At 48.3% G+C, this 19,630-nt stretch carries 22 protein-coding genes; 8 read left to right on the forward strand and 14 right to left on the reverse strand.

What is annotated here, in order from left to right:
* Positions 1 to 75: 75 nt before the first annotated feature.
* From ADU23_RS25140 to ADU23_RS25160, 5 genes are all read right to left on the reverse strand, one after another.
* Positions 76 to 1,044 carry an aromatic acid exporter family protein gene (locus ADU23_RS25140; protein WP_053376260.1) on the reverse strand — a complete coding sequence of 323 codons (969 nt, stop codon included), beginning with the start codon at positions 1,042 to 1,044 and terminating at the stop codon, positions 76 to 78.
* Positions 1,045 to 1,082: 38 nt separating this feature from the next.
* The gene (locus ADU23_RS25145; RefSeq protein ID WP_442950660.1) at positions 1,083 to 1,880 is read right to left on the reverse strand and encodes an ABC transporter permease; all 798 of its coding nucleotides are present in this window, start codon (positions 1,878 to 1,880) and stop codon (positions 1,083 to 1,085) included.
* 82 nt (positions 1,881 to 1,962) lie between these two features.
* Entirely contained in the window at positions 1,963 to 2,760 is a 798-nt protein-coding gene (locus ADU23_RS25150; RefSeq protein WP_053376261.1) for an ABC transporter ATP-binding protein, read from the reverse strand.
* 28 nt (positions 2,761 to 2,788) lie between these two features.
* A complete protein-coding gene (locus ADU23_RS25155) occupies positions 2,789 to 3,799 on the reverse strand; it encodes an ABC transporter substrate-binding protein (protein ID WP_053376262.1) in 1,011 nt (336 codons plus the stop codon).
* 166 nt (positions 3,800 to 3,965) lie between these two features.
* A complete protein-coding gene (locus ADU23_RS25160; RefSeq protein WP_053376263.1) occupies positions 3,966 to 5,480 on the reverse strand; it encodes a carboxypeptidase M32 in 1,515 nt (504 codons plus the stop codon).
* Positions 5,481 to 5,619: 139 nt separating this feature from the next.
* On the opposite strand from ADU23_RS25160, the gene ADU23_RS25165 reads away from it, so the two are divergent.
* The gene (locus tag ADU23_RS25165; protein WP_053376264.1) at positions 5,620 to 5,952 is read left to right on the forward strand and encodes an iron-sulfur cluster biosynthesis family protein; all 333 of its coding nucleotides are present in this window, start codon (positions 5,620 to 5,622) and stop codon (positions 5,950 to 5,952) included.
* Positions 5,949 to 6,515 (forward strand): beta-class carbonic anhydrase, encoded by a 567-nt coding sequence (locus ADU23_RS25170; protein WP_053376265.1) that lies wholly within the window; start codon positions 5,949 to 5,951, stop codon positions 6,513 to 6,515. The genes ADU23_RS25165 and ADU23_RS25170 overlap by 4 nt, the downstream gene beginning before the upstream one ends.
* A 23-nt stretch (positions 6,516 to 6,538) precedes the next feature.
* Here ADU23_RS25170 and ADU23_RS25175 read toward each other — a convergent pair whose 3' ends face one another.
* A complete protein-coding gene (locus ADU23_RS25175) occupies positions 6,539 to 7,078 on the reverse strand; it encodes a DUF309 domain-containing protein (RefSeq protein WP_053376266.1) in 540 nt (179 codons plus the stop codon).
* Between the two features lie 192 nt (positions 7,079 to 7,270).
* On the opposite strand from ADU23_RS25175, the gene ADU23_RS25180 reads away from it, so the two are divergent.
* The 3 genes from ADU23_RS25180 (at position 7,271) to ADU23_RS25190 (ending at position 10,082) form a co-directional block, all read left to right on the forward strand.
* Positions 7,271 to 7,687, forward strand: coding sequence for a hypothetical protein (locus ADU23_RS25180; protein WP_053376267.1), 417 nt, complete (start codon positions 7,271 to 7,273; stop codon positions 7,685 to 7,687).
* 2 nt (positions 7,688 to 7,689) lie between these two features.
* Positions 7,690 to 7,968 carry a YxcD family protein gene (locus tag ADU23_RS25185; protein ID WP_176707671.1) on the forward strand — a complete coding sequence of 93 codons (279 nt, stop codon included), beginning with the start codon at positions 7,690 to 7,692 and terminating at the stop codon, positions 7,966 to 7,968.
* 206 nt (positions 7,969 to 8,174) lie between these two features.
* A complete protein-coding gene (locus ADU23_RS25190; RefSeq protein ID WP_231637526.1) occupies positions 8,175 to 10,082 on the forward strand; it encodes a glycosyl hydrolase family 18 protein in 1,908 nt (635 codons plus the stop codon).
* A 70-nt stretch (positions 10,083 to 10,152) separates the two neighbouring features.
* On the opposite strand, the gene ADU23_RS25195 is transcribed toward ADU23_RS25190, so the two are convergent.
* The 5 genes from ADU23_RS25195 to ADU23_RS25215 all read right to left on the reverse strand — a co-directional run bounded on the left by ADU23_RS25195 (position 10,153) and on the right by ADU23_RS25215 (position 13,008).
* Complete coding sequence (locus ADU23_RS25195; RefSeq protein ID WP_053376269.1) at positions 10,153 to 11,448, reverse strand: ATP-binding protein; 1,296 nt, start codon at positions 11,446 to 11,448, stop codon at positions 10,153 to 10,155.
* 211 nt (positions 11,449 to 11,659) lie between these two features.
* Positions 11,660 to 12,106 carry a hypothetical protein gene (locus tag ADU23_RS25200; protein WP_231637641.1) on the reverse strand — a complete coding sequence of 149 codons (447 nt, stop codon included), beginning with the start codon at positions 12,104 to 12,106 and terminating at the stop codon, positions 11,660 to 11,662.
* The gene (locus ADU23_RS25205; RefSeq protein WP_053376271.1) at positions 12,067 to 12,288 is read right to left on the reverse strand and encodes a hypothetical protein; all 222 of its coding nucleotides are present in this window, start codon (positions 12,286 to 12,288) and stop codon (positions 12,067 to 12,069) included. The genes ADU23_RS25200 and ADU23_RS25205 overlap by 40 nt, the downstream gene beginning before the upstream one ends.
* Positions 12,282 to 12,596, reverse strand: coding sequence for a HAMP domain-containing protein (locus ADU23_RS34350; protein WP_442950625.1), 315 nt, complete (start codon positions 12,594 to 12,596; stop codon positions 12,282 to 12,284). Before ADU23_RS34350 ends, ADU23_RS25205 begins: the two co-directional genes overlap by 7 nt.
* Positions 12,490 to 13,008, reverse strand: a complete 519-nt coding sequence (locus tag ADU23_RS25215) for a BMP family lipoprotein (protein WP_053376273.1) — start codon at positions 13,006 to 13,008, stop codon at positions 12,490 to 12,492. Before ADU23_RS25215 ends, ADU23_RS34350 begins: the two co-directional genes overlap by 107 nt.
* 558 nt (positions 13,009 to 13,566) lie before the next feature.
* Between ADU23_RS25215 and ADU23_RS25220 the strand changes: the two genes are divergently transcribed.
* From ADU23_RS25220 to ADU23_RS25230, 3 genes are read left to right on the forward strand one after another with little or no spacing between them, the layout of a single operon-like run.
* On the forward strand, positions 13,567 to 14,664 hold the full coding sequence (locus ADU23_RS25220) for a fatty acid desaturase family protein (RefSeq protein WP_053376274.1): 1,098 nt from the start codon (positions 13,567 to 13,569) through the stop codon (positions 14,662 to 14,664).
* 22 nt (positions 14,665 to 14,686) lie between these two features.
* Positions 14,687 to 15,007 carry a MocE family 2Fe-2S type ferredoxin gene (locus tag ADU23_RS25225; RefSeq protein WP_053376275.1) on the forward strand — a complete coding sequence of 107 codons (321 nt, stop codon included), beginning with the start codon at positions 14,687 to 14,689 and terminating at the stop codon, positions 15,005 to 15,007.
* A gap of 12 nt (positions 15,008 to 15,019) precedes the next feature.
* Positions 15,020 to 16,279 carry an NAD(P)/FAD-dependent oxidoreductase gene (locus tag ADU23_RS25230; protein ID WP_053376276.1) on the forward strand — a complete coding sequence of 420 codons (1,260 nt, stop codon included), beginning with the start codon at positions 15,020 to 15,022 and terminating at the stop codon, positions 16,277 to 16,279.
* A gap of 369 nt (positions 16,280 to 16,648) precedes the next feature.
* Here ADU23_RS25230 and ADU23_RS25235 read toward each other — a convergent pair whose 3' ends face one another.
* From ADU23_RS25235 to ADU23_RS25245, 3 genes are all read right to left on the reverse strand, one after another.
* Positions 16,649 to 17,545: a sugar phosphate isomerase/epimerase family protein gene (locus ADU23_RS25235; RefSeq protein WP_053376277.1), complete on the reverse strand. Its 897-nt coding sequence runs from the start codon at positions 17,543 to 17,545 to the stop codon at positions 16,649 to 16,651.
* A gap of 130 nt (positions 17,546 to 17,675) precedes the next feature.
* Complete coding sequence (locus tag ADU23_RS25240) at positions 17,676 to 18,506, reverse strand: sugar phosphate isomerase/epimerase family protein (protein WP_053376278.1); 831 nt, start codon at positions 18,504 to 18,506, stop codon at positions 17,676 to 17,678.
* Positions 18,506 to 19,606, reverse strand: a complete 1,101-nt coding sequence (locus ADU23_RS25245; protein ID WP_053376279.1) for a Gfo/Idh/MocA family protein — start codon at positions 19,604 to 19,606, stop codon at positions 18,506 to 18,508. The genes ADU23_RS25240 and ADU23_RS25245 overlap by 1 nt, the downstream gene beginning before the upstream one ends.
* Positions 19,607 to 19,630: the final 24 nt, after the last annotated feature.

Genomic DNA, 19,630 nt, shown 5'->3' on the forward strand with positions numbered 1-19,630 from the left:
GATACGATAGCTGCGTCTCCCTTGCCGCCACAGCCGTATACGCTTGCCTTCGCAACGAATTTTTCCCTTTACATTCTATGGCAGAAGTTCGGACGACATGACTTTTCTTTTTTTTAATCGCTTTGCAATGGCTAAATACCGCTCCAGCTCGCGCAGCAGCATGAGAAGCGAAGCGCGTACCTCGAACTCATCGCGTGTTTTCGGCAGCTCCATCGCTTGGAATGATTGCGCCAGCCTATCGTGCCGGTCCTCCACATTGCCTTTGTACACATCTGATTTCACGTCGCTCGAGAGCTGATCCAGCAAATCCGCAATCATGACCGCCTGCGGGAATTTCTGATAGACGAATGCGAGCTCAACGAGCATTTGCTGCACCGATTCAAGCTGCTGCCTGCGCATCTCGAAATAGGTCGACCAATATTCCTCTTGGCCCCATAGCCGATTTTCCCGATTGCGGACGGATTGGTGCGCGCCGTCTTCAATAGCTGAGTAGGCTTCCAATATTTCGCCGCCATTCCATACATGTGCCGGATTGCGCAGCGTGAACGCCATTTCTTGAAAAATAACGCCGAAGTTATGCTCGATCGCTGAACGGTAATCGTTAAGGCGATGCTCATCCTTCGGCATGTATATGATGTTCACGATCGTTGCCCAGCCAAGGCCGGCGAATAGCAGCATAATCTCGTTGCTGATAATCCCCGTCGTCACCTCGCCGCGGTTGAATAGATGGAAGACGATAACGGAGCTTGTAACGATGCCGTCCTTCAATTGAAAACGCGACAACACTGGAAAGGTGATGAGAATAAAGACGGCAACCGCCCAAATGTGAAAGCCGAACAAGGTGAAAATAAGCGATGCAAAAAAAAGTCCGAGCACCGAGGCGATAAATCGCACAAATGCGCTCTTCAGCCCTTTCATCCGCGTCACTTCAACGCCGAGAATAGCAAGAATCCCGGCGCCGAGCGGCGGCTCCAGCCCAAAATATACGGCAGTATAGATGGCTGCGATGGCGGCTAACGCCGTTTTGATAATACGAATGCCCATGAAATAACCTCGCGTACGATAAGATTTATTTCTACATCCTACCGCTCGCGCCAGCCTTCCGTCAACCGCCGCTCAAGGGCGGCAACCAGCTGGTACATAACCGTTGCAACTACCGCGATAACGATCAAGCTGGACAATACCAGCGTAAAGTTGAAAACCTGAAACCCATAAATAATCAAATAGCCAAGACCCAGCTTCGCAACGAGAAACTCGCCAACGATGACGCCGATCCATGCCAGACCGACATTTACCTTTAAAGTAGATATGATGACGGGAAACGATCCTGGCAAAATGACAAGCTTGAACAGCTGCAATCGGGAGGCTCCGAACAGCCTGACAACCTTGATGTAGCCCGAATCGATTTCCCGAAAACGATTGTATATATTTAATGTCGTGATAATAACGGTAACCGACAACGTAATTGCCACGATCGACATAAAGCCCGGTCCTAGCCCTACGATAAAGATCGGGCCAAGCGCAACCTTCGGCATGCTGTTAAGCACGACTAAATAAGGATCAAACACGCGAGACAAAAACGGGAACCACCAAAGTGCCGCCGCTATCGCAGTGCCTAGAAGCGTGCCCAGCACAAACCCGACGATCGTTTCGGTGACGGTCATCCCGACATGCGGCCAAATCGAGCCGTCCACCATCGTCTTCCAAAGCTGCAAAAACATTTTGGACGGATAGCTGAACAGCAGCGGATCGATCCAATTATTGCGTCCGGCTGCTTCCCATAGGCTAACGAACAAGAGGAGAAGAACGGCCTGAGCAGCGATTACAGCAGCCGTTACACGCCGCTTCTGCGATTTAAAACGGGTATGAAGGTCGCTCATCCAATCGCGACGATCGTCCTGAATACCCGATATAGCAGCCTCATCCTGCTTATCCGTCTTCATCCGTCCCGTCCCTTTGTGATCATCCACTCTGCCCACCTACTTCCAAGTCTTCCTTATCAAGCTCTGCCCATAAACGGTCGAACAGCTCTTGAAAGCCCGGCAGCTTGCGAGCCGCCATTGGCGTAGCCAGGCGAATATCCTCGGGTATTTCAACCTCCCGGCGAATATGGCCAGGGTTGCGGCCAAGCACGATAACCCGGTCGCTCATCGCAGCCGCTTCCGCCAAATCATGCGTCACGAGTACAGCTGTTTTGCCAAGCCGCTTCAGCGTCTGATGAACCAAGTCTTCAAGCTGAAGCTTTATATGAAGGTCTAGCGCCGAGAACGGCTCATCGAGCAGAAGCACCTCCGGCTCCGTGGCAAGCGTTCTGGCTAGCGCGACTCTTTGACGCATGCCCCCTGACAATTCATGCGGATATCTGCGGCCCGAATCCGGCAAACCAAGCTCATCCAGCAGCTTATCGACGGCTTGCAGCGCCTTCTCTGTCTTGTGGCCGCTAATTTCTAGTCCTACGGCGGCGTTTTCTCTAATCGAACGCCAAGGAAACAAATAATCTTGCTGCAGCATATAGCCTACTTTAGGCGAGGGGCCGACAACCCGCTCGCCATTAAGCAGCACTTGACCTTTTGTCGGAGGAAACAACCCTGCGAGCAGGCTGAGCACCGTCGTCTTGCCGCAGCCGCTTGGCCCGACCAGACTAATGAACTCCCCTCGCTCAACCGTCAGCTCGATGTGCTCGACTGCGAGCGAGGCCCCCTTTTCATTCACATAAACATGTGATAATTGCTGCAGCTCAAGCACTGGTACATGCGTCATGCCTAAGCCTCCATTTCCTGCCCTGCGGTTATTTCACCGCTTCGATCGCTTTTTCAGCAAAGGTAGTATTCACCAGCTCGCTGTGCTCCGTACGCTTCTTTAGCTCTCCGGCTGTCGTAATGACGTCCAGCAGGTTATTCCATTCCGCTTCGTCAATGATCGGATCCGTTGCGAATGAGCCTTGCTGCTTGTAACGATCGATCGAGCTGATCAAAATATCGCGATCTACGTTTTCAAAATAAGGAAGGACAACATCGGTAATTGCAGCAGCGTCGTTGTTTTGAACCCATAGCTGCGCTTTATGGATCGCATTTGTAAATGATTGAACGACTTTTTTGTTTTTGTTGATATAGCTCTGCTTCGCCATAAAGACGGTGTAAGGCAGATGTCCGCTTTCTGCGCCAAATGAGGCGACAACATGGCCTTTGCCTTCCTTCTCAAAAATCGAAGCCGTTGGCTCAAAGAGCTGTACGTAATCTCCGGTTCCGGATGCAAAAGCTGCTGGAATGTTCGCAAAATCAACGTTTTGAATCAGCTCCAAATCCGCTTTCGGATCGATCCCCAGCTTCTTCAGCGCAAATTCGCCAGCCATTTGCGGCATACCGCCTTTTCTTTGACCTAAGAACACACTTCCTTTTAACGAATTCCAATCAAAATTGGCATCCGCCTTTCTTGCTACAAGGAATGTTCCGTCGGTTTGCGTCAGCTGCGCAAAGTTGATGATTGGATCGTCCGTTCCTTGCTGATAGACGTAAATGGACGTTTCAGAACCGACCAGGGCAACATCAATCGCGTTTGAGAGCAATGCCGTCATCGTTTTGTCGCCGCCCGGCGTCGTTGTTAATTCCACATCAAGGCCTTCCTCTTCAAAAAAGCCCTTCGCAACCGCAACATACTCCGGTGCGTAAAACAATGATCGAGTGACTTCGCCGATTCGGACTTTCACTTTATCCGAATCTCCTTTGCCGCAGCCTGCCAGTACAGCAGTCATGACGAGTGCTAACGAAAGCAGCAGCGACAATACCATACGTCTTTTCATTTTGGGTCCCTCCTGCGCATTTGCGTTAAGTAGATGTACTCCAGCCTATGCGGTAGCCGCATAGGCGGTGAATGTACGCAAAAAAAGAAGGCTGTCCGTGTCGCCATTTAGACGATCGGACAGCCTCCTATTGATACGCAATAATTTGCTTTGGTTCATTAACAGCTTACAGCTTATAAATATCCGTATATTTGTTCGTCAAATACGTAACCAAGTGCTGAGGGTCAAGCGGCTTGCCTGTCACGCTTTGAATGAGCTCGGAAGGTGTTCTAAGCTTGCCGTATTTGTATATCCGCTCGGTCAGCCACTCTTTAATAGGATGCAGCTCGCCGCTTTCGACATTTGACCAGAAGCCTTGAAGCTCACGCTCCATCGTATCTGCAATTTGAGCTGCGTACATATTGCCAAGCGAATAGGAAGGGAAGTAACCGAACGCTCCGCCTGACCAGTGAACGTCCTGCAGCACGCCTTCCGCATCGTTTGGCGGCGTTATGCCCAAATATTCTTTATACTTTTCATTCCAGATGGCTGGCAGATCCGCAGCCTTCACGCCTTCATTGAAGATCAGCTTCTCCATTTCGTAGCGGATAATAATATGCAGGTTGTAAGTCAGCTCATCGGCTTCAATCCGGATTAGGGAAGGCTGTACGACGTTGTTCCCGCGGTAGAAATGGTCTACGCTAACGTCGAGCTGTCCAGGGAAACGCTTCTGCATCTCGCCGAAATAACGATTCCAGAACGGTCTGCTGCGGCCGATCACATTTTCCCAGAAGCGAGACTGCGATTCATGAATACCCATGGACGTTCCTGTGCAGAGCGTTGTACCGATCAGCTCTTCCATAATGTTTTGCTCGTACAGCGCATGGCCGCCCTCGTGTATCGTGCCAAACAAAGCGCTCGTGACATCGTCTTCCAAATAACGTGTCGTAATGCGGACATCGCCTGGATTTAGACCGGTAGCAAATGGATGCACGCTTTCGTCAAGACGTCCCGCTTCAAAGTTATAGCCCATTTGTTTCAGTATGTACAAGCTGAAATCCTTTTGTGCTGCTTTGTCATAATTTTGCTTAAGGAATGAAGCATCCGGCTGATGCGGCGAATTCGCAATCGCTGCTGCGAGCGGAACAAGCTGGGCACGCAAGCCTCCGAATACGCGGTCAAGCTCGGCTACCGTCATCCCAGGCTCATATTGATCGAGTAACGTATCATAACGGGTCGCTTTTGGACCCCAAAGATCGATAAATTGGTTCGTGTACGAAATAACCTTCTCCAAATACGGCTGGAAGCCGGCGTAATCATTATTTTCCTTCGCTTCCTCCCACTTCGACTCGGATTGCGAGGATAGCACGACATATTCTTGATAAAGCTTGGGAGGAATTTTGACGCTGCGGTCATATTCCTTGCGAGTCTCCGTGACGAGTCGCTGATCGATTTCGTTAAGCTCCGAATAAACTGAGCTTTCCTCAAGCGTTGACAGCCATTCTCCTAGCTCAGGCGACGTTGAAAGCTTGAATTGGTCGGCGGACAAGGCTCCGATAACCTCGGAACGGTTATCCATCCCTTTGCGAGGTGCGCCAGTGCGCAGATCCCAATAGAGAACCCCAAGCGCTTCTCCGTAGCTTGAAATTTTGCGAACCGTTTCCTTAAAGCTTTGCAGAGCTTCGTTATGTTTTGTCGACATTATTTATTCCGCCTTTCCATTTTGTTATCGGATTAGTCCCATTCATTTGAACTTCACTTGATCTTCATTATTCCAATCCTTATAATCATCTTAAACCTGCTAGACATACAGCGCAATAGAGAGAAAGAGAGGAAACCATATGCATATCCAATTTTCGAAAGCAGCTATTGAACGGTTATCTCCCTATTTACAAGACGGCAAAAGCTTGCTGAAGCTCCTCCACGATACCGAAGGCTGCGGCTGCGTCGTCAGCGGTGTTCCTGCCCTTCAGTTAATTAGCGAGCCTTCTGTCGACGACAAGCTTGCACAAGGTGAACCATTCCCCTTCTATTATGAGCCTCGACATGAGATCTATTATGAGCCGCAGCTTCGCGTCGATTACAATCCATCCAACGACAGTTTTAGCCTAAAGAGCGATAGCCAAATATATACGCTTCACCTTCGATTCATAACCAAAGGAAGTGCGGCATGAACAAGATCGACGAAATTTTAACCTACAACAAGTTTTTTGTTGAAGACCGTGAATATGAAAAATATGCAACAAGCAAGTACCCGAACAAACGAATGGTCATTGTCACCTGCATGGACACGCGTTTGACTGAAATGCTGCCCAAAGCGATGAATCTCAAAAACGGCGATGCCAAAATTATTAAAAACGCCGGCGCGATTGTCACGCAGCCCTTCGGCAACATTATGCGGAGCGTCCTCGTTGCGCTATATGAGCTGCAATCAGATGAGGTTTTTGTCATTGGCCATACCAATTGCGGCATGACGGGCATAAATCCCGAGCTGATTATTCAGCATATGGAGGAACGCGGCGTATCAACGGACACCATTACGACGCTGAAACACTCCGGGCTCAATTTAATGCGCTGGTTGACCGGCTTTGATAACGTGCGTGACAGCGTTCTAAACAGCGTTAGCATCATTCGCAACCATCCCTTGCTGCCGGCAAACATCCTTGTTCATGGATTAATCATTGATTCGGAAACAGGGGCATTAGAGCTGGTAGACGCCGCTTATCCAGAGGCGTAATAGAAACGGGAGCATGACGGCTGTTAAGACAGTCCGTTGCGCTCCCGTTTTTTTGCTGTATAGGCTTCCATTCTTGCCGCGATAACATCGGAACGGTCTCTCCTGGTATGCCGGTGAATAATCGATTCATCATCAAGCGGGCTTGAAGCCCCCCATATTAAACCTCGGCTTTTGCAAGCTTCATGACATAAAGAGATAACCTCTTCGTTAACGATTTGCAGGTTCAGATCCGTATAAATCGTTTCTTTCTCCGATTGAAGAGCAGCGATTCTCGGATTCAGCTCTAATAACAAACGATCCTTATCGATACCCAGCTCCTCCAGCGGCGATGCCGATAGCTTCCGCCCCGCCTGCGTCAGCATCTTCAAGGACCCTCGCAGATTGCCTCTTCGTTCATGATAAAGACCAACTGCCAGCTGGATTAGTCCAACCCATGTGTCCGCTAACGGATCATCAGGATGCTCCTTCCAATATTCCTCAAGCAGCTCGTGGCATTCGAAGAAATCTCGCGTAGCGTGCAGCTCAACCAAATATGAAATATACGCATTGGGAAATTTATTCATTTCATCCTCCAAGACAAGCATATTTCTATGCACGCTTTGTCATTATATTATAAAAATATTAGCATATGTCGCTTATACTTTCATACATTTAAACCAATCCTATATAAATAAATGAAACCTATGCCTCTATGAGCCGTATTAAAGTTTGGTAAACAATCGATGTATTAAGCATATCAGGAGGAGAAAAGACAGATGAAAAAGGGATTCATGGTCATGCTGGCATTAGCTCTATTCTTTACGTTAGGGTTCGGACAGTATGCCGATGCAAAACCACGCGGCGGCATTAAATCTCCAAAGCAAAGCGTAACACAAAACCCGAAGAAATCGGATAACGTTAGCCAAACGAATCCGGGCAAAAAAGCAGGCGCAACTGCAGGCACGACAAAGCCGGGATTTTTTAGCGGCGGCGGCCTAATGAAAGGCTTGATGATCGGTGGCCTAGCTGGTCTAATGTTCGGCAGCTTGTTCGCTGGCATGGGCGCTTTCGGCAATATTCTAGGGCTTATGATAAACTTGCTCGCTATTTTCGCGATCATTATGCTCATTCGCGTAGCGTTCGTATATCTTCGCAGCAAGCGTAACCCGCCAGATCAACGGAGACCTTACTAATCGTGCGTATCTATACGGATGAAATTATAAACGCCATCTGCCTGAACATGGCCGATCGAAGAGGCGTAAGCCCAACGGACGTGGAAGTGCAGCTCTCATGGGAAGAGGAGTACGGATACACGGCTGAGGTTTGGGTGAAAGGCCGCAGCCAGTTCATTATAGAGGCTAATATCCTCGAGGCTATTGAGCAATATATTTATAAACAATACAATCTGCGCGTTTTCCGCTCCAACATTTCGCTCGACGCGGACGAAGAATTTTGGGCGGACATTACCGAATAGAAACAGGAAACATCCGAAGCTTGCTTTTATCGCAAAGATAAAAACGACAGCTATCGGATGTTTTTTTGTTCATTTCAGATCATCTCTTTCATCTGCTAATTATTGCTAGTGCAATATCGATAGCTTTCGAGCAACCTCCCCTCCTTTCTCGCGTCTAACTAAACGATTGCGAGAGGAGAGTGTGAAGACAGCATATGAGAAGAAAGATGAGCACAGCTTTACTGCTGCTGTTGCTTTGCCAAACGATAATGACCGGCACTGTCGGCATCGTAGACGCAGCAGCAACACAAATGACAAAGTTCCGGGTCTTTCAAAATGACCAAGCACTGCGTGAGTTTGCTACTGAGGCACAGGCTATCGCTTTTGCCAAAAAATTCGGTTACAGCCATGTAGAGAAAATTGCAGACCGAGGCTGGGTTTGGGATAACTTCCCTCGTTATAAGATTTACCAAAATGGTCAGACGAACCCCAAGTGGGAGTTTAAAACTTATGAGCAGGCATTGCACGTAGCTACAAAGCTAACCAATGTACATATTCGCGATCTTGAAAACATTGGTTGGGCCTATCAATCGTATGCAAAGTACAAGCTCTACCAAGGTGACAATACGAAGGAAAGCTGGTCCTTTCTCACGCTTGCAGCCGCAAAGCAAGAAGCTAAAAAATGGGGCAACGCGCATGTTATGGAGCTGTCAACGAACAAATGGGTATGGGGCAACCTAACTGAAGCTCAGGTCAAAGCGCAGCGCGCAGCAAATTCAGCCTATCAAATTACGGTCAATGGCATTCCGGTTGAAGGACAGCCGCTCTACTCTTTCCTTCTGGATGCGATCAATGCTTCCTCAGCCATAGCTGGAAGTGAAGTGCTTAATACCGCAACAAGCAAAGTGGTTCATTCGAACCTGCCTAACTATTTAGTCATGCAAAATGGGGCAACTGTCAGCGCCGCTAACAGCTTGGACTCGGCCGTGCAAATGGCTAAGAAAACGCCAAATGCTGAGGTTTATTTTAATGGCAACGTTTATTGGTCAGGTATTCCCTACTTAGCCGTCTACCAAGGCGAGAAGAAACTACGAACATTTAATACACGAAGCAGTGCTGTTGCTTTCGCGAAAGCTTATGCCAATAGCAGCGTAAGAACGAGCGAAGGCCGAAAAATGTGGAGCAACGCCAAAAGCCTCGTTTATATGGGATGGAATGGCAGCGCGACAAGCGCCACAGTATTAAGTCATGTGGCGAATACGCAGGGATTATCGATTGATTCTCCAACCTGGTTTGAACTCTCAGCTGCTGACGGCACTTTCACGGATACATCCGATCAAGCCGTTGCAGATACGTTTAAGAAACAAGGCATTAAGGTGATGCCGCTCGTTCATAACCAGTTCAACAAAAAACTTACGACAGCATTTCTTTCTAACCATGCCGCCCAGCAAAAGTTTATTGGCAATCTCACCGCAAAGCTCTCTAAGCTTGGAGCTGCTGGCGTGAATCTCGACTTCGAAGAAGTCGCGGGCAGCGATCGAAAGGCTTACACTGCCTTCGTTACCGCGCTGGCGAAAGCGGTGCACGCGAGTGGCATGCAGCTGTCCGTCGATCTGCCTAGAGGCAGCTTAAGCTGGAATCATAACGCCGCATACGATCATGCCGCTCTCTCCGCTGTGGTGGATACCATTGTCATTATGGCTTATGACGAGCACTGGAGCGGCAGCGATACGCCGGGCTCCGTCGCAGGTCTAGCTTGGGTTGAAGAAGGCGTAAAACAATTTCTAGGTTATGGTATACCAAGGAACAAGCTCATGCTTGGCATTCCTTTTTATGTTCGGGAGTGGAAGCTCGACAGCAATAACAAGCTGGTTGGGAATCGTGCGATTTTCATGAAGGAAGTGCCCAAGCTAATCGCCGATACGAATGCGCAAGGCGTATTGGATAAGGAATCCGGACAAATGAAATATAAATACATGAAAGATGGCTACACCTATTTATTTTGGGCGGAAACCGAGGCTACGGTCAAAGCTCGCATCAATCTTGCCAAAGCATATGATCTCGCTGGCGTTGCCGCTTGGCGGCTCGGATATGAGAGCTCGGATCTATGGACAATGATGCTGCGCATGAAGTAAATACGAATGCCCCCATTCTCTGATTAAGAGAATGAGGGCATTTGTTATTTTATGCTTAGTAGATATACCGTTACATAGATAACATGACTTTCTGCTCGGGTACTGCCGCCGGGAAACGTATCGTAATCTTTGTTCCCTCTCCTGGCTTGCTCTCGAATGTAATCTTACCGTTCAAGGCTTCGACAATTCGAATCGTTACCAATATCCCAAGCCCTGTCCCCGTCTCCTTTGTCGTGAAAAAGGCAGAGCCGATATTGTCCAAATCTTCCTTGCTCATCCCTGTTCCCGTATCCATGATTTCAATGAAAATTTCCTCGTTGCGATTATAAGCGTTGATTATCACCTCACCCGTATCCGGGATAGCCTCTACTCCATTTTTGATCAAATTCAATATGACTTGCGAGAGTTTTGGTTTATCCGCCCACACAAAGAGATCGGTTTGGCTGCAATTCAAGTGCATTTGGACATTTTGTATCAAGCTATACGAGTTCATGATCTCAATCGTATGCGTTAAAAAACTAGAAACCTCGATTAACTCAAGCTGGTCTGCCTGCGGCTTAGCCAGATTCAAATAATCGGTAATGATATATACTGCACGATCCAATTCCGATAAGGCTATATTCATATAACCCTTTTGTTTGTCATCGACGGACTCTTTGAGCAATTGCAGAAAACCTTTTACTACAGTTAACGGATTGCGAACTTCATGGGCAACCGATGCCGCGATTTGGCTGACGATCTTCAGCTTTTCGCTACGCTCCAGCTCAAGCTTCAGCATGTTGGTCTCTATAATATGCTCCTTGAGTAAAGCGGAAATGCCCATTCCAATTAGCGAGGCTAAAACCAACAATGACAACGTAAAAAAATTTGGAGTCTGATGCGTTAGCGACCCCTGATGCATGTCTATGTAAACATAAAAGAAGATTTTAATGAAAATGACTGAATTAAGCGCTAACAGCAAGCAAATAACGATTCTTTTGAACGCTTTATAATGAAGGAAAGGCTTCACTAAGAAAAAGCATGGACAAATTGTAAACAGTGCAATGATTCCTGCAAATACAACGGCATCGCCGCCTAAATAAACGCGGTACAAGGCAGCTATCGTTATGGCCAGGATGCCAGGAACATATTTACCGCCACTGTAAAGAATAGAGATAATGATAGGAATCGTTCTTAAATCGCCTTGAAATTCTCCCACCATGTGAACCGGAGCTGCCATGCAAAGTATGGCTGACGTGCCGAACATCAGTCCACTCACTACTTGGTAGCGCATGCTGTTCATGATCTTTTTACGATTTAAAAAGAACTGTTGGATAAAGATCGGAAACAATATGATAATGAGATGGATAAGTAGTTGGTTTACCATATCTTTTAATCCATTCCCTCTCCTTTTACATTATTTGTATAGTTCTTTGGAACTATCAATTACAGTTTTAATATAGCATAAATCATGCGCGAGCATCAGTGTTAAAATCGGCATTTTGTAAGGTGAAAAAAATAAAACTAACTCGTGCGAGATCGCAACGAATTAGTTTTATAGGAGTAAATTATTTATTTTAGCTTGCCTAATGCAGCCCTCAATTTAGCCGAGTGCTCTCATCATGCAACTTGAAGCGCTCAAGCTGGCTATGCAGCTCGTTTGCAATTTGCATCAGATGCTTGACTTTGATTCGGGAGGAATCGAAAGCTTGCTGCTGTTCCAATGTCGACGCCGAAATTTCTTCGCTTCCGGCGGCTGACTGCTGCGTAACCGCGCTGATGTTTTCTACCGATTGCAACACGCGGCCGCTTTTTTCCTGAGAGATATTCATATCTTGCGTTAGCTGTTGGAGCTGATTGACGATGTACTTAACCTTCTCATCAATGACTTGGAATGATACTGTTGTTGCATCCATTGCGCTAACTTGCTGCTTCGCAAGATCTAGCCCATCTTCCATTACGTTTGTCATCTTGTCCATACGTTCAGTAATTTGATTCACTAGATTTAAAATATGTGATGCCGTGTGAGTGGACTGGTTTGCCAGTTTTTTGACCTCGTTGGCAACAACCGCGAAGCCGCGTCCCGCTTCACCTGCTCCATTGCCTGCTGACCTTCCAAAACCGCATGCGCTGCCTCTTCACTATATCGGCTTGATAACAGCGATGCCTCCACATTTGTCGTGAAGCCTATCTGTACATCTTCCATCAAGGCTACGACGGTCAGCAAATCCCCGGAAACCACCTGATTGCCTTTAGCCAGCTCATCGTAGCAATGGAGATTTGGCTGACAATTTCCGTTAAAATTTGATTTTCAGAATCAATCTCCTTCGCATTGCTATCAATCTTTGAGCCTGCATCACCAATGGATTGTGCCAAAGCGTGCAGGTTGGACACCATTAATGCAAAGGACACGCTCATCTGGGCGATCTCATCGTGTCCCTTGGGCTGCGGCACCCGGATGCGAAGATTGCCCGATGACACTTCCCTTGCGCATTTGTTCAGCTGGGAGAACACCAACCAAGAAACTTCCCTCATCCTCTTTAAATGTCAGGGATGCTACATTCGGCAGCTCAGAAGCATCGTCAATTAATATAAATTGCTGCTCCGGAAATTGCTCCGCTACGTTTTCCAGGCTTTCTTTTACAGCAAACCCTAGACCTACGATCAAGTCGCATTTTTCGTCAACAAGCTCCGTTAAACCTTGGTCAAAACTTTCTAAATCCGCCAGTTCCCGATAGTCCAGTTCAATGCCAAGCTCATCGCGTGCTTTCGTCAGCCCTGCAAAAGCCCCGTCGCTGTACGACTGGTCGCCCAGTCCGTCATTCGAGAGCATGATGCCAACCTTCAGCCGCTTGGGCGAGGCATGCTCTTCCTTTGCCCCGCATCCATTTAATAAGATGGTCATCATAAGCGGGAAAAGAATAAGCAATCGAAATGATTTCATCATACTGCATGCCCCCCTTTGATCAAGTGATGTCGAATGAAGCTGAAAATTGTCTAATTAAGGATATTGTAAGTTTCATCTTCGCTAGCTGTGTTAAGGGGATATTAAGAAATTATTAAGTCTGGGACTTTTGGGGGGAGTGGGAATTAGAACTTTCAAGTTAAGTGGAATAATCCCTATCTCATGTGGGATCAATCTTTATTGTCAATCGTGTCACCCTTCCAAGAAACATTACACACAAGCCTGTAGACCAGAAAAACCTCCACTCATCACAAGCCATCAATAGACACATCTATTTTCAACCTCACTTTATTTCCAGCAGCCCCCTTGCTTCCGCATCTGAAACTAATATCTCCCTTTTCCTTTAAAATGTAGCGCTTAACCTATCTCATATAGCTCCTTCATTTTCTTCCTTCTTTCAATTCCCTTCCAATCAACGTTTTATCAGCATAATCTTCAGAATATCAATTACAGACAAATAACCATCAATCACGCGCATTGTTTAGCCGCCCCGGATTGTGTACGATCCATATAAACCATTAACGAAGGAGGAAGCTTAAAGTGGCTACCCATTCGAAACACAAAAGGGACTACAGCCTAACAGGTCCCGAGAATGATTTGGCAAAGCAAAAAGGGCTAGTCGCAGCGGATTGGTATACGAGCCCTATCCCCCGCTCCAAGCTGAAGGAGCTTATGAAAAGAAAAGACGGACCTGCCATTCGGGATACGATCATTTGGTTTGGGGCGCTTGCGGCAGCTGGGTGGTTAGCCTATTTATCGTGGGGCACGTGGTGGGCACTGCCTGCATTTGCGATTTATGGCGTTCTTTACGCTTCGCCTGCCGACTCTCGCTGGCATGAATGCGGACATGGGACTGCATTCAAAACCTCATGGATGAACGAAGCCGTCTACCAAATCGCTTCCTTTATGATTTTAAGGCCGGCGACTCCTTGGAGGTGGAGCCATTCCCGTCATCATACCGATACGATCATCGTGGGCAGAGACCCGGAAATCGTATCCCCGCGACCGCCAGTTTGGCACGTTATTGCGATGGAGTTTTTCAAGCTTTATGGCGGTCCTCGCGATTTAAAGCGCATGTTTCTTCATTGCTTTGGCAAGCTGGACGCGGAGGAAAAAGAGTATATCCCAGCAACGGAAATACGCAAAACCTGTACCGAATCGCGTATTTATGTCCTTATTTTCATAGCAGTCATCGCTGCTTGCCTGTATTTTGGCACCATCCTACCCGCCATGTTCATTGTACTGCCGTCCTTCTTCGGAAGCTTTCTCGTCCTTATGACAGGCATGTCCCAGCATCTTGGACTATATGAGGATGTGCTCGATCATCGACTCAACACGCGTACGACTTATATGAACCCTGTCCTTCGTTTTCTCTATTGGAATATGAACTATCATACCGAGCATCACATGTTCCCGATGGTTCCTTATCACGCTCTGCCGAAGCTGCATGAAGAAATGAAGCATGACTGCCCGGCACCTTCGCCAAGTCTTTACGCTGCGCTGAAGGAAGTGTTCACCGCACTTTTGCGGCAGAGACACGACCCGTCGTATACGATTATTCGGCCACTTCCCGCTTCGGCGCGTCCGTACGTCAATGGCCCAAACACCGGGGATCATAATGAAGCTGTCTCAAAATAAATGAAAAAAAGAGGTGTCTCATATGACATATGAAGGCTGGATTGCGGCATGTGAAGAAGACGATATCGAGGAAGAGGACGTTATTCGATTCGATTACGAGGAGCGAACCTTTGCGATTTACCGCTCCGCAAAAAACGAATATTTTGCTACAGACGGCTACTGTACGCACGAGAAATTTCATTTGTCGGACGGATTGGTCATGGGTAACCACATTGAATGTCCGAAACATAACGGAAGGTTTGATTATACGACAGGGGAAGCCAAGCGTGCTCCCGTCTGTCAGGCTCTCAGAACCTATCCGATTAAGCGGGAATCTGGACTCGTCTGGATCAGAATCAATTGAGGAGGCTTTATTTTGACTGATTACGGCATGGTTATCATAGGAGCAGGAGAAACGGGCGCACGAGCAGCATCTGAGCTTCGCAGCTTGGGCTGGACTGGCAATATTACACTTATTGGCGAGGAAGCCCATGCTCCTTACGAACGTCCTCCTTTATCTAAGCAAGCTTTACAAGAAGCAGCAGAGCCTTCGCCGGCTTTTATTCTTGATCATAAAAAGCTGGAAGAGCTCCGCATCTTATGGAAGAAGGAAAACAAGGCCACTTCCATTGATAAGGGCAAACATATGATTAAGCTTGAAAATGGTGAATCGATTTTCTATGAACGCCTGCTGCTTGCTACAGGCGCCAAACCGAGAACGCTTCCAACTGAACTATTCGAGCCACGGCCCGGTTCTATTATCGATACACCTCTCGTTCATTATCTTCGTTCGTTCAGTGATGCGCTCTCCCTTCGCAAGCGGCTGCAGCCGGGAAAACGTATCATCGTGATCGGCGGCGGCTTCATTGGCCTTGAAGTAGCGGCAAGTGCCAGCGCTTGCGGCTGTGAAGTAACCGTCATTGAGGCTGGACCGCGTTTATTGATGAGAGGCGTTCCCGAAGCAATTGCATCGATTGTGGAAGCCCGACATCGCTCGGCTGGCGCTCGGATTCAGCTCGGTGTGGGAATCTCTCAAGTATCAAGTATAGGCGATGAGAAAATCGTCACCTTGGCAAACGGTGAAGCGCTGGTTTGCGACACGATCATCGCAGGCATCGGCGCTATCCCCGAAACGACGCTCGCCGCAGAGAGCGGATTAGTTATAGAGAACGGGATTCGGGCGGATAATAGGCTTGCTACAAGCGACCCCGATATTTTTGCCGCAGGCGATTGCTGCTCCTTCCCGCATCCTCTTTATGACGGGGCTCGAATCCGCTTAGAGGCATGGCGCGCCGCGCAGGATCAAGGCACCTTTGCAGCGGCAAGCATGCTGGGCGCCAAGGAGAGCTATGATGCCGTACCGTGGTTTTGGTCGGATCAATTTGAGCTCGCCTTGCAGGTAACCGGCTTGCCTTCAGCAGGAACGGTAACCGTTCAACGCAGCCTTGGCAGTGCAGGGGAGCTGTTTTTCCACTTTACAGACGAGCACCGCCTTATCGCGGCAAGCGGCATCGGAAGCCCAGGCATAGCAAAAGAGATTCGGCTGGCGGAGAAGCTCATTGCTGCCCGGTCAATTCTGGAACCTGCGCAGCTTGCTAGACCCGATGTAAAGCTAAAGGCACTTTTAAATGCTTAGCTGCTTCCAGCCTGACTTGGCATCACATGTAGCTTAATGCGCATAACGTATGGCAGAATCTCTTACAGCTCATACAGCACAAACCCGCCTATAACCTTTATATTTTAAAACGCAAAGGCATGCTTTTCTGAATAGGTCAACAATCCCAATACGCCAACGAGCCCTAGATGCAGCTTAATCTCTAGCGGCTCTTTTTTGCTTTGTCTACTCTTATATTCAGAATGTGCTTAGTCCGTCACGTTATCAAAAAGTCTCCAACCCGTTAAAACCAGAATTGGAGACGCTCTTTTCTTATTAGTATTCCGCAAGGCTAATTGACGTCGGCTCGTACCTTATGGACTGTACGTAAGGTTCTCATACCATCAGCCACTACTTCCACTCGGACAATACGTGCTGCCACTGCTCCTCGGCGATCTTTTTGAAGAGCAGCGCCTGCTGCCAGCGGTCCGAAATTTCGACTTCGACTCCTGCGGTATTTCTACGCGTAACGGCATAAAACCCTGGAGGACCCAGCTCGGTTACAAAAGGCAGCACATCCCCCGGCTGCGCTTGACGGAGCCAATAGCTCATTCCCTTACTCCACCAGCGCTCAAAATGTGGCAGCATCGGATGGTCGCCTTCTGCACCTACGTCAATCTGAACCTGTTCACCGTTTGAAACGCGAGCGTGTATGCCTGAAGTACGCTCCAGCAGCGTGTCAAAATATCCCTCTGTCTTTGTCAGTGAACCGTTCAACTCGCCAGCTACCACGTAATGGGACAAATCAATCATTAAACGAAGCTCCGGCAGTTCGCGAACATATTCAGCTGTCCGAATCAGGTCCTGCGTAACCGTTCCTCTATGCGTCTCGATGAACGTGGGAATGCCCGCTTCGCTTGCTTGCGATAGCAAGCCCGACAGCAGCTTAATCGCTTCATCATTTATAACAAACGAGTCCATCACCTGCAAATTCAAATATTGTACGCGGCCAAAGCGTTTAGCATCCTTAATGTACGCGTTTATATCTTCAACCTTATCCGGAAAGGCAATCGCATTAAAACCGAGCTTATACCGATCAAGAAGCCGTTGCCACTCCTCCTCTTCCGCTTGCGAGGGCACTGCTGCACTGATTGCCGTGTAACCTGCGTCCGCGATTTTCTCAAATTTTTGCTCCATCGTCCATTCCTTACCATCCTCGCCGAGCAGATTCATCGCCCACCACGATTGCTGAAATTCCAGTCTAGGCGCGTTTGACGAACCGTCATTTATCGCATTTCTTGTTCCCATATCAATTCCTCTTTTCTAGGGAGTATCTTCGACATATTGTGCACGGACGAAAAAGCCGACTTTAACTTAAAAGCCGGCTTCCATTGTCCTTCCTTTTGATATCGAACCAATCAAAAGCCATTCCACTGCCTTATGCCAAAAGCCAATTCGGATGCTTCGCCAATCGATCCTCGATCAGCTTCAAAGCTTTTTTATTTCTCTCTAAATGAGAATAGGTGTCCCCACCCATGCCGTAGCCCTGAAAACCGAGCGGACCACAGTACCCGTGCTTTTTCAGCGCTGCCAAAAAACCGAACAGATCAAGCTCCCCCTGATCGATGCATTCAATCGAAGCAGGCAATCCGCCAGGAGGCAGCTTGCGGCTGCCGCAAATATTTACGGCATGCAAATATGGCAGGCAAGCGGATACAGCTTCATTTAATTTTGTACCGTCGACGGCATACCAATGGAAAGAACTAAAGGTCATTCCGAGCAGCGGGTGCGAAAGCTTGCTAATTAACCTATGCGCATCCTCCCAACGCTCCAGCCAAAAAAACACATGGTGGTAAAGTGAAATTTGAATCCCTCTACGTTCGGCAATCTGCAGCAGATACGATAACCATTCGAGCGCCAAACGGTCCCCATCCGGATCTGATGGCACGTACCTAGAGTCACCCATCGTTAAGGCTAACTCTACTCGGCTGCACCCCTGAATAGTCTCTAGCATGGCAACGATTTTTGCCGCTTCCGTGTGCTCCTTCGGCAGCGTTACATCCAGCACCGCATACACAGCGGCAATGTCCAATCCATAGTCATCCTTTACTTGGGGCAGCTTTTCAAGATCCGTCCAAGCCTGCTCATCCCATAAGGTTAAGTATGCCGCGTCGTAACCAAGCTCGCGCAGCATTTCACAGCGAACCTCAAACGGATAATGACCCAAGCTGTTGTAGAAAAAAGTGTCCATCGCATATACGCTTTCCATCAGATTCCCTCCATCGCAACGACTTGCCCCTCTCCGCTGTGCGCACAGTCATAGATAGCAGCGAGAATTGAAAAGTTGAATACCGCTTGTTCGTTAACAATAGCGGGCGAATGTTGCCCGGAAATCGCTCGCAAAAAATAAACGATCGGCTTATCCATCATGCCCAGCCCTTCATTTGAAATGGTGCTTCGATTCTTAGCCGGATCACCGTTCATATCGTAATGATGAACCAGCTCGCCGCTTCCGTCGAAGCACAACCAATCCCATTGCAGCGCTCCCGCAGTACCTTCAATTTCAGTCAAGCTCCTCTCGGAGCCATGGCAGCATGCTGCGCGCTCGTAATGCACAGGCACAATGCTGCCGTCAGCCAAGTGAAACCTTAATAACGCACCGACATGCTGCTCCACATCGCTTTGGATCTCGACCGCATGCGGATGGTTCGTTTCAGGATTTGTCGTCCACGCATGAAGGACCTCGACCTTTTGCGGCTGCAGCACTTCCGTTAAACTGGCAATATCGTATGGGCCCCAATCCATCAAGGTTCCGCCACCGCTTATTGCGCGGTTTAGAAACCAGCGGCTCGTCGGCTGATACTCGATGCCCGTCCGCGCCCTTTTCCTTCTCTGAATCCACTGTACTTGATACAACTCGCCTATTCGGCCCTGTTCCAGCAGCTCTTTTACTCCTGCAGTAATTTCCAAACCTGCAAACCGCGAGCTGCAGCAGCCCAGCATTTTTCCCGCTTCCCGGGCCGTTATCAGCATCAGCGCCGCCTCTTCCTTATTCATGGCCAGCGGTTTCTCGCATAACACATGACGTCCGGAGCGAAGCGCCCTGCAAGAAATTTCGGCATGCGTGAGCGGCGGTGTCGCAACGATGACAATATCGTTCTCCTCCGCTGGCTCATCCAGCATAGTATCTAAATGCTCCACTGGAACGGCCCACGGATATTTTTCGGCAAACGCCGCCAAAGCTGACGGATTCACGTCCGTGACGTAAAGCAATGCCCGCTCGCTCTCTGTTTCAGTTAAACGAGCAATCGCCTCGGCATGATATCCGGCAATAGCCCCAGCTCCAACGATATAAATCCGCTGTTTCATGATCTACTCTCCTCTATTTGCATT

The organism is Paenibacillus sp. FJAT-27812, from assembly GCF_001273905.1.
GTDB lineage: Bacteria > Bacillota > Bacilli > Paenibacillales > Paenibacillaceae > Pristimantibacillus.

Bases quoted from the DNA above. Each gene is read 5' to 3' on its own strand.
- ADU23_RS25190 (WP_231637526.1), top strand. From the start codon at position 8,175: ATGAGCACAGCTTTACTGCTGCTGTTGCTTTGCCAAACGATAATGACC.
- ADU23_RS25175 (WP_053376266.1), bottom strand. From the start codon at position 7,078: ATGAATAAATTTCCCAATGCGTATATTTCATATTTGGTTGAGCTGCAC.
- ADU23_RS25180 (WP_053376267.1), top strand. From the start codon at position 7,271: ATGAAAAAGGGATTCATGGTCATGCTGGCATTAGCTCTATTCTTTACG.
- ADU23_RS25195 (WP_053376269.1), bottom strand. From the start codon at position 11,448: ATGGTAAACCAACTACTTATCCATCTCATTATCATATTGTTTCCGATC.
- ADU23_RS25150 (WP_053376261.1), bottom strand. From the start codon at position 2,760: ATGACGCATGTACCAGTGCTTGAGCTGCAGCAATTATCACATGTTTAT.
- ADU23_RS25245 (WP_053376279.1), bottom strand. From the start codon at position 19,606: ATGAAACAGCGGATTTATATCGTTGGAGCTGGGGCTATTGCCGGATAT.
- ADU23_RS25155 (WP_053376262.1), bottom strand. From the start codon at position 3,799: ATGAAAAGACGTATGGTATTGTCGCTGCTGCTTTCGTTAGCACTCGTC.
- ADU23_RS25235 (WP_053376277.1), bottom strand. From the start codon at position 17,545: ATGGGAACAAGAAATGCGATAAATGACGGTTCGTCAAACGCGCCTAGA.
- ADU23_RS34350 (WP_442950625.1), bottom strand. From the start codon at position 12,596: ATGAGGGAAGTTTCTTGGTTGGTGTTCTCCCAGCTGAACAAATGCGCA.
- ADU23_RS25215 (WP_053376273.1), bottom strand. From the start codon at position 13,008: ATGATGAAATCATTTCGATTGCTTATTCTTTTCCCGCTTATGATGACC.
- ADU23_RS25165 (WP_053376264.1), top strand. From the start codon at position 5,620: ATGCATATCCAATTTTCGAAAGCAGCTATTGAACGGTTATCTCCCTAT.
- ADU23_RS25160 (WP_053376263.1), bottom strand. From the start codon at position 5,480: ATGTCGACAAAACATAACGAAGCTCTGCAAAGCTTTAAGGAAACGGTT.
- ADU23_RS25170 (WP_053376265.1), top strand. From the start codon at position 5,949: ATGAACAAGATCGACGAAATTTTAACCTACAACAAGTTTTTTGTTGAA.
- ADU23_RS25145 (WP_442950660.1), bottom strand. From the start codon at position 1,880: ATGAGCGACCTTCATACCCGTTTTAAATCGCAGAAGCGGCGTGTAACG.
- ADU23_RS25140 (WP_053376260.1), bottom strand. From the start codon at position 1,044: ATGGGCATTCGTATTATCAAAACGGCGTTAGCCGCCATCGCAGCCATC.
- ADU23_RS25240 (WP_053376278.1), bottom strand. From the start codon at position 18,506: ATGGAAAGCGTATATGCGATGGACACTTTTTTCTACAACAGCTTGGGT.
- ADU23_RS25225 (WP_053376275.1), top strand. From the start codon at position 14,687: ATGACATATGAAGGCTGGATTGCGGCATGTGAAGAAGACGATATCGAG.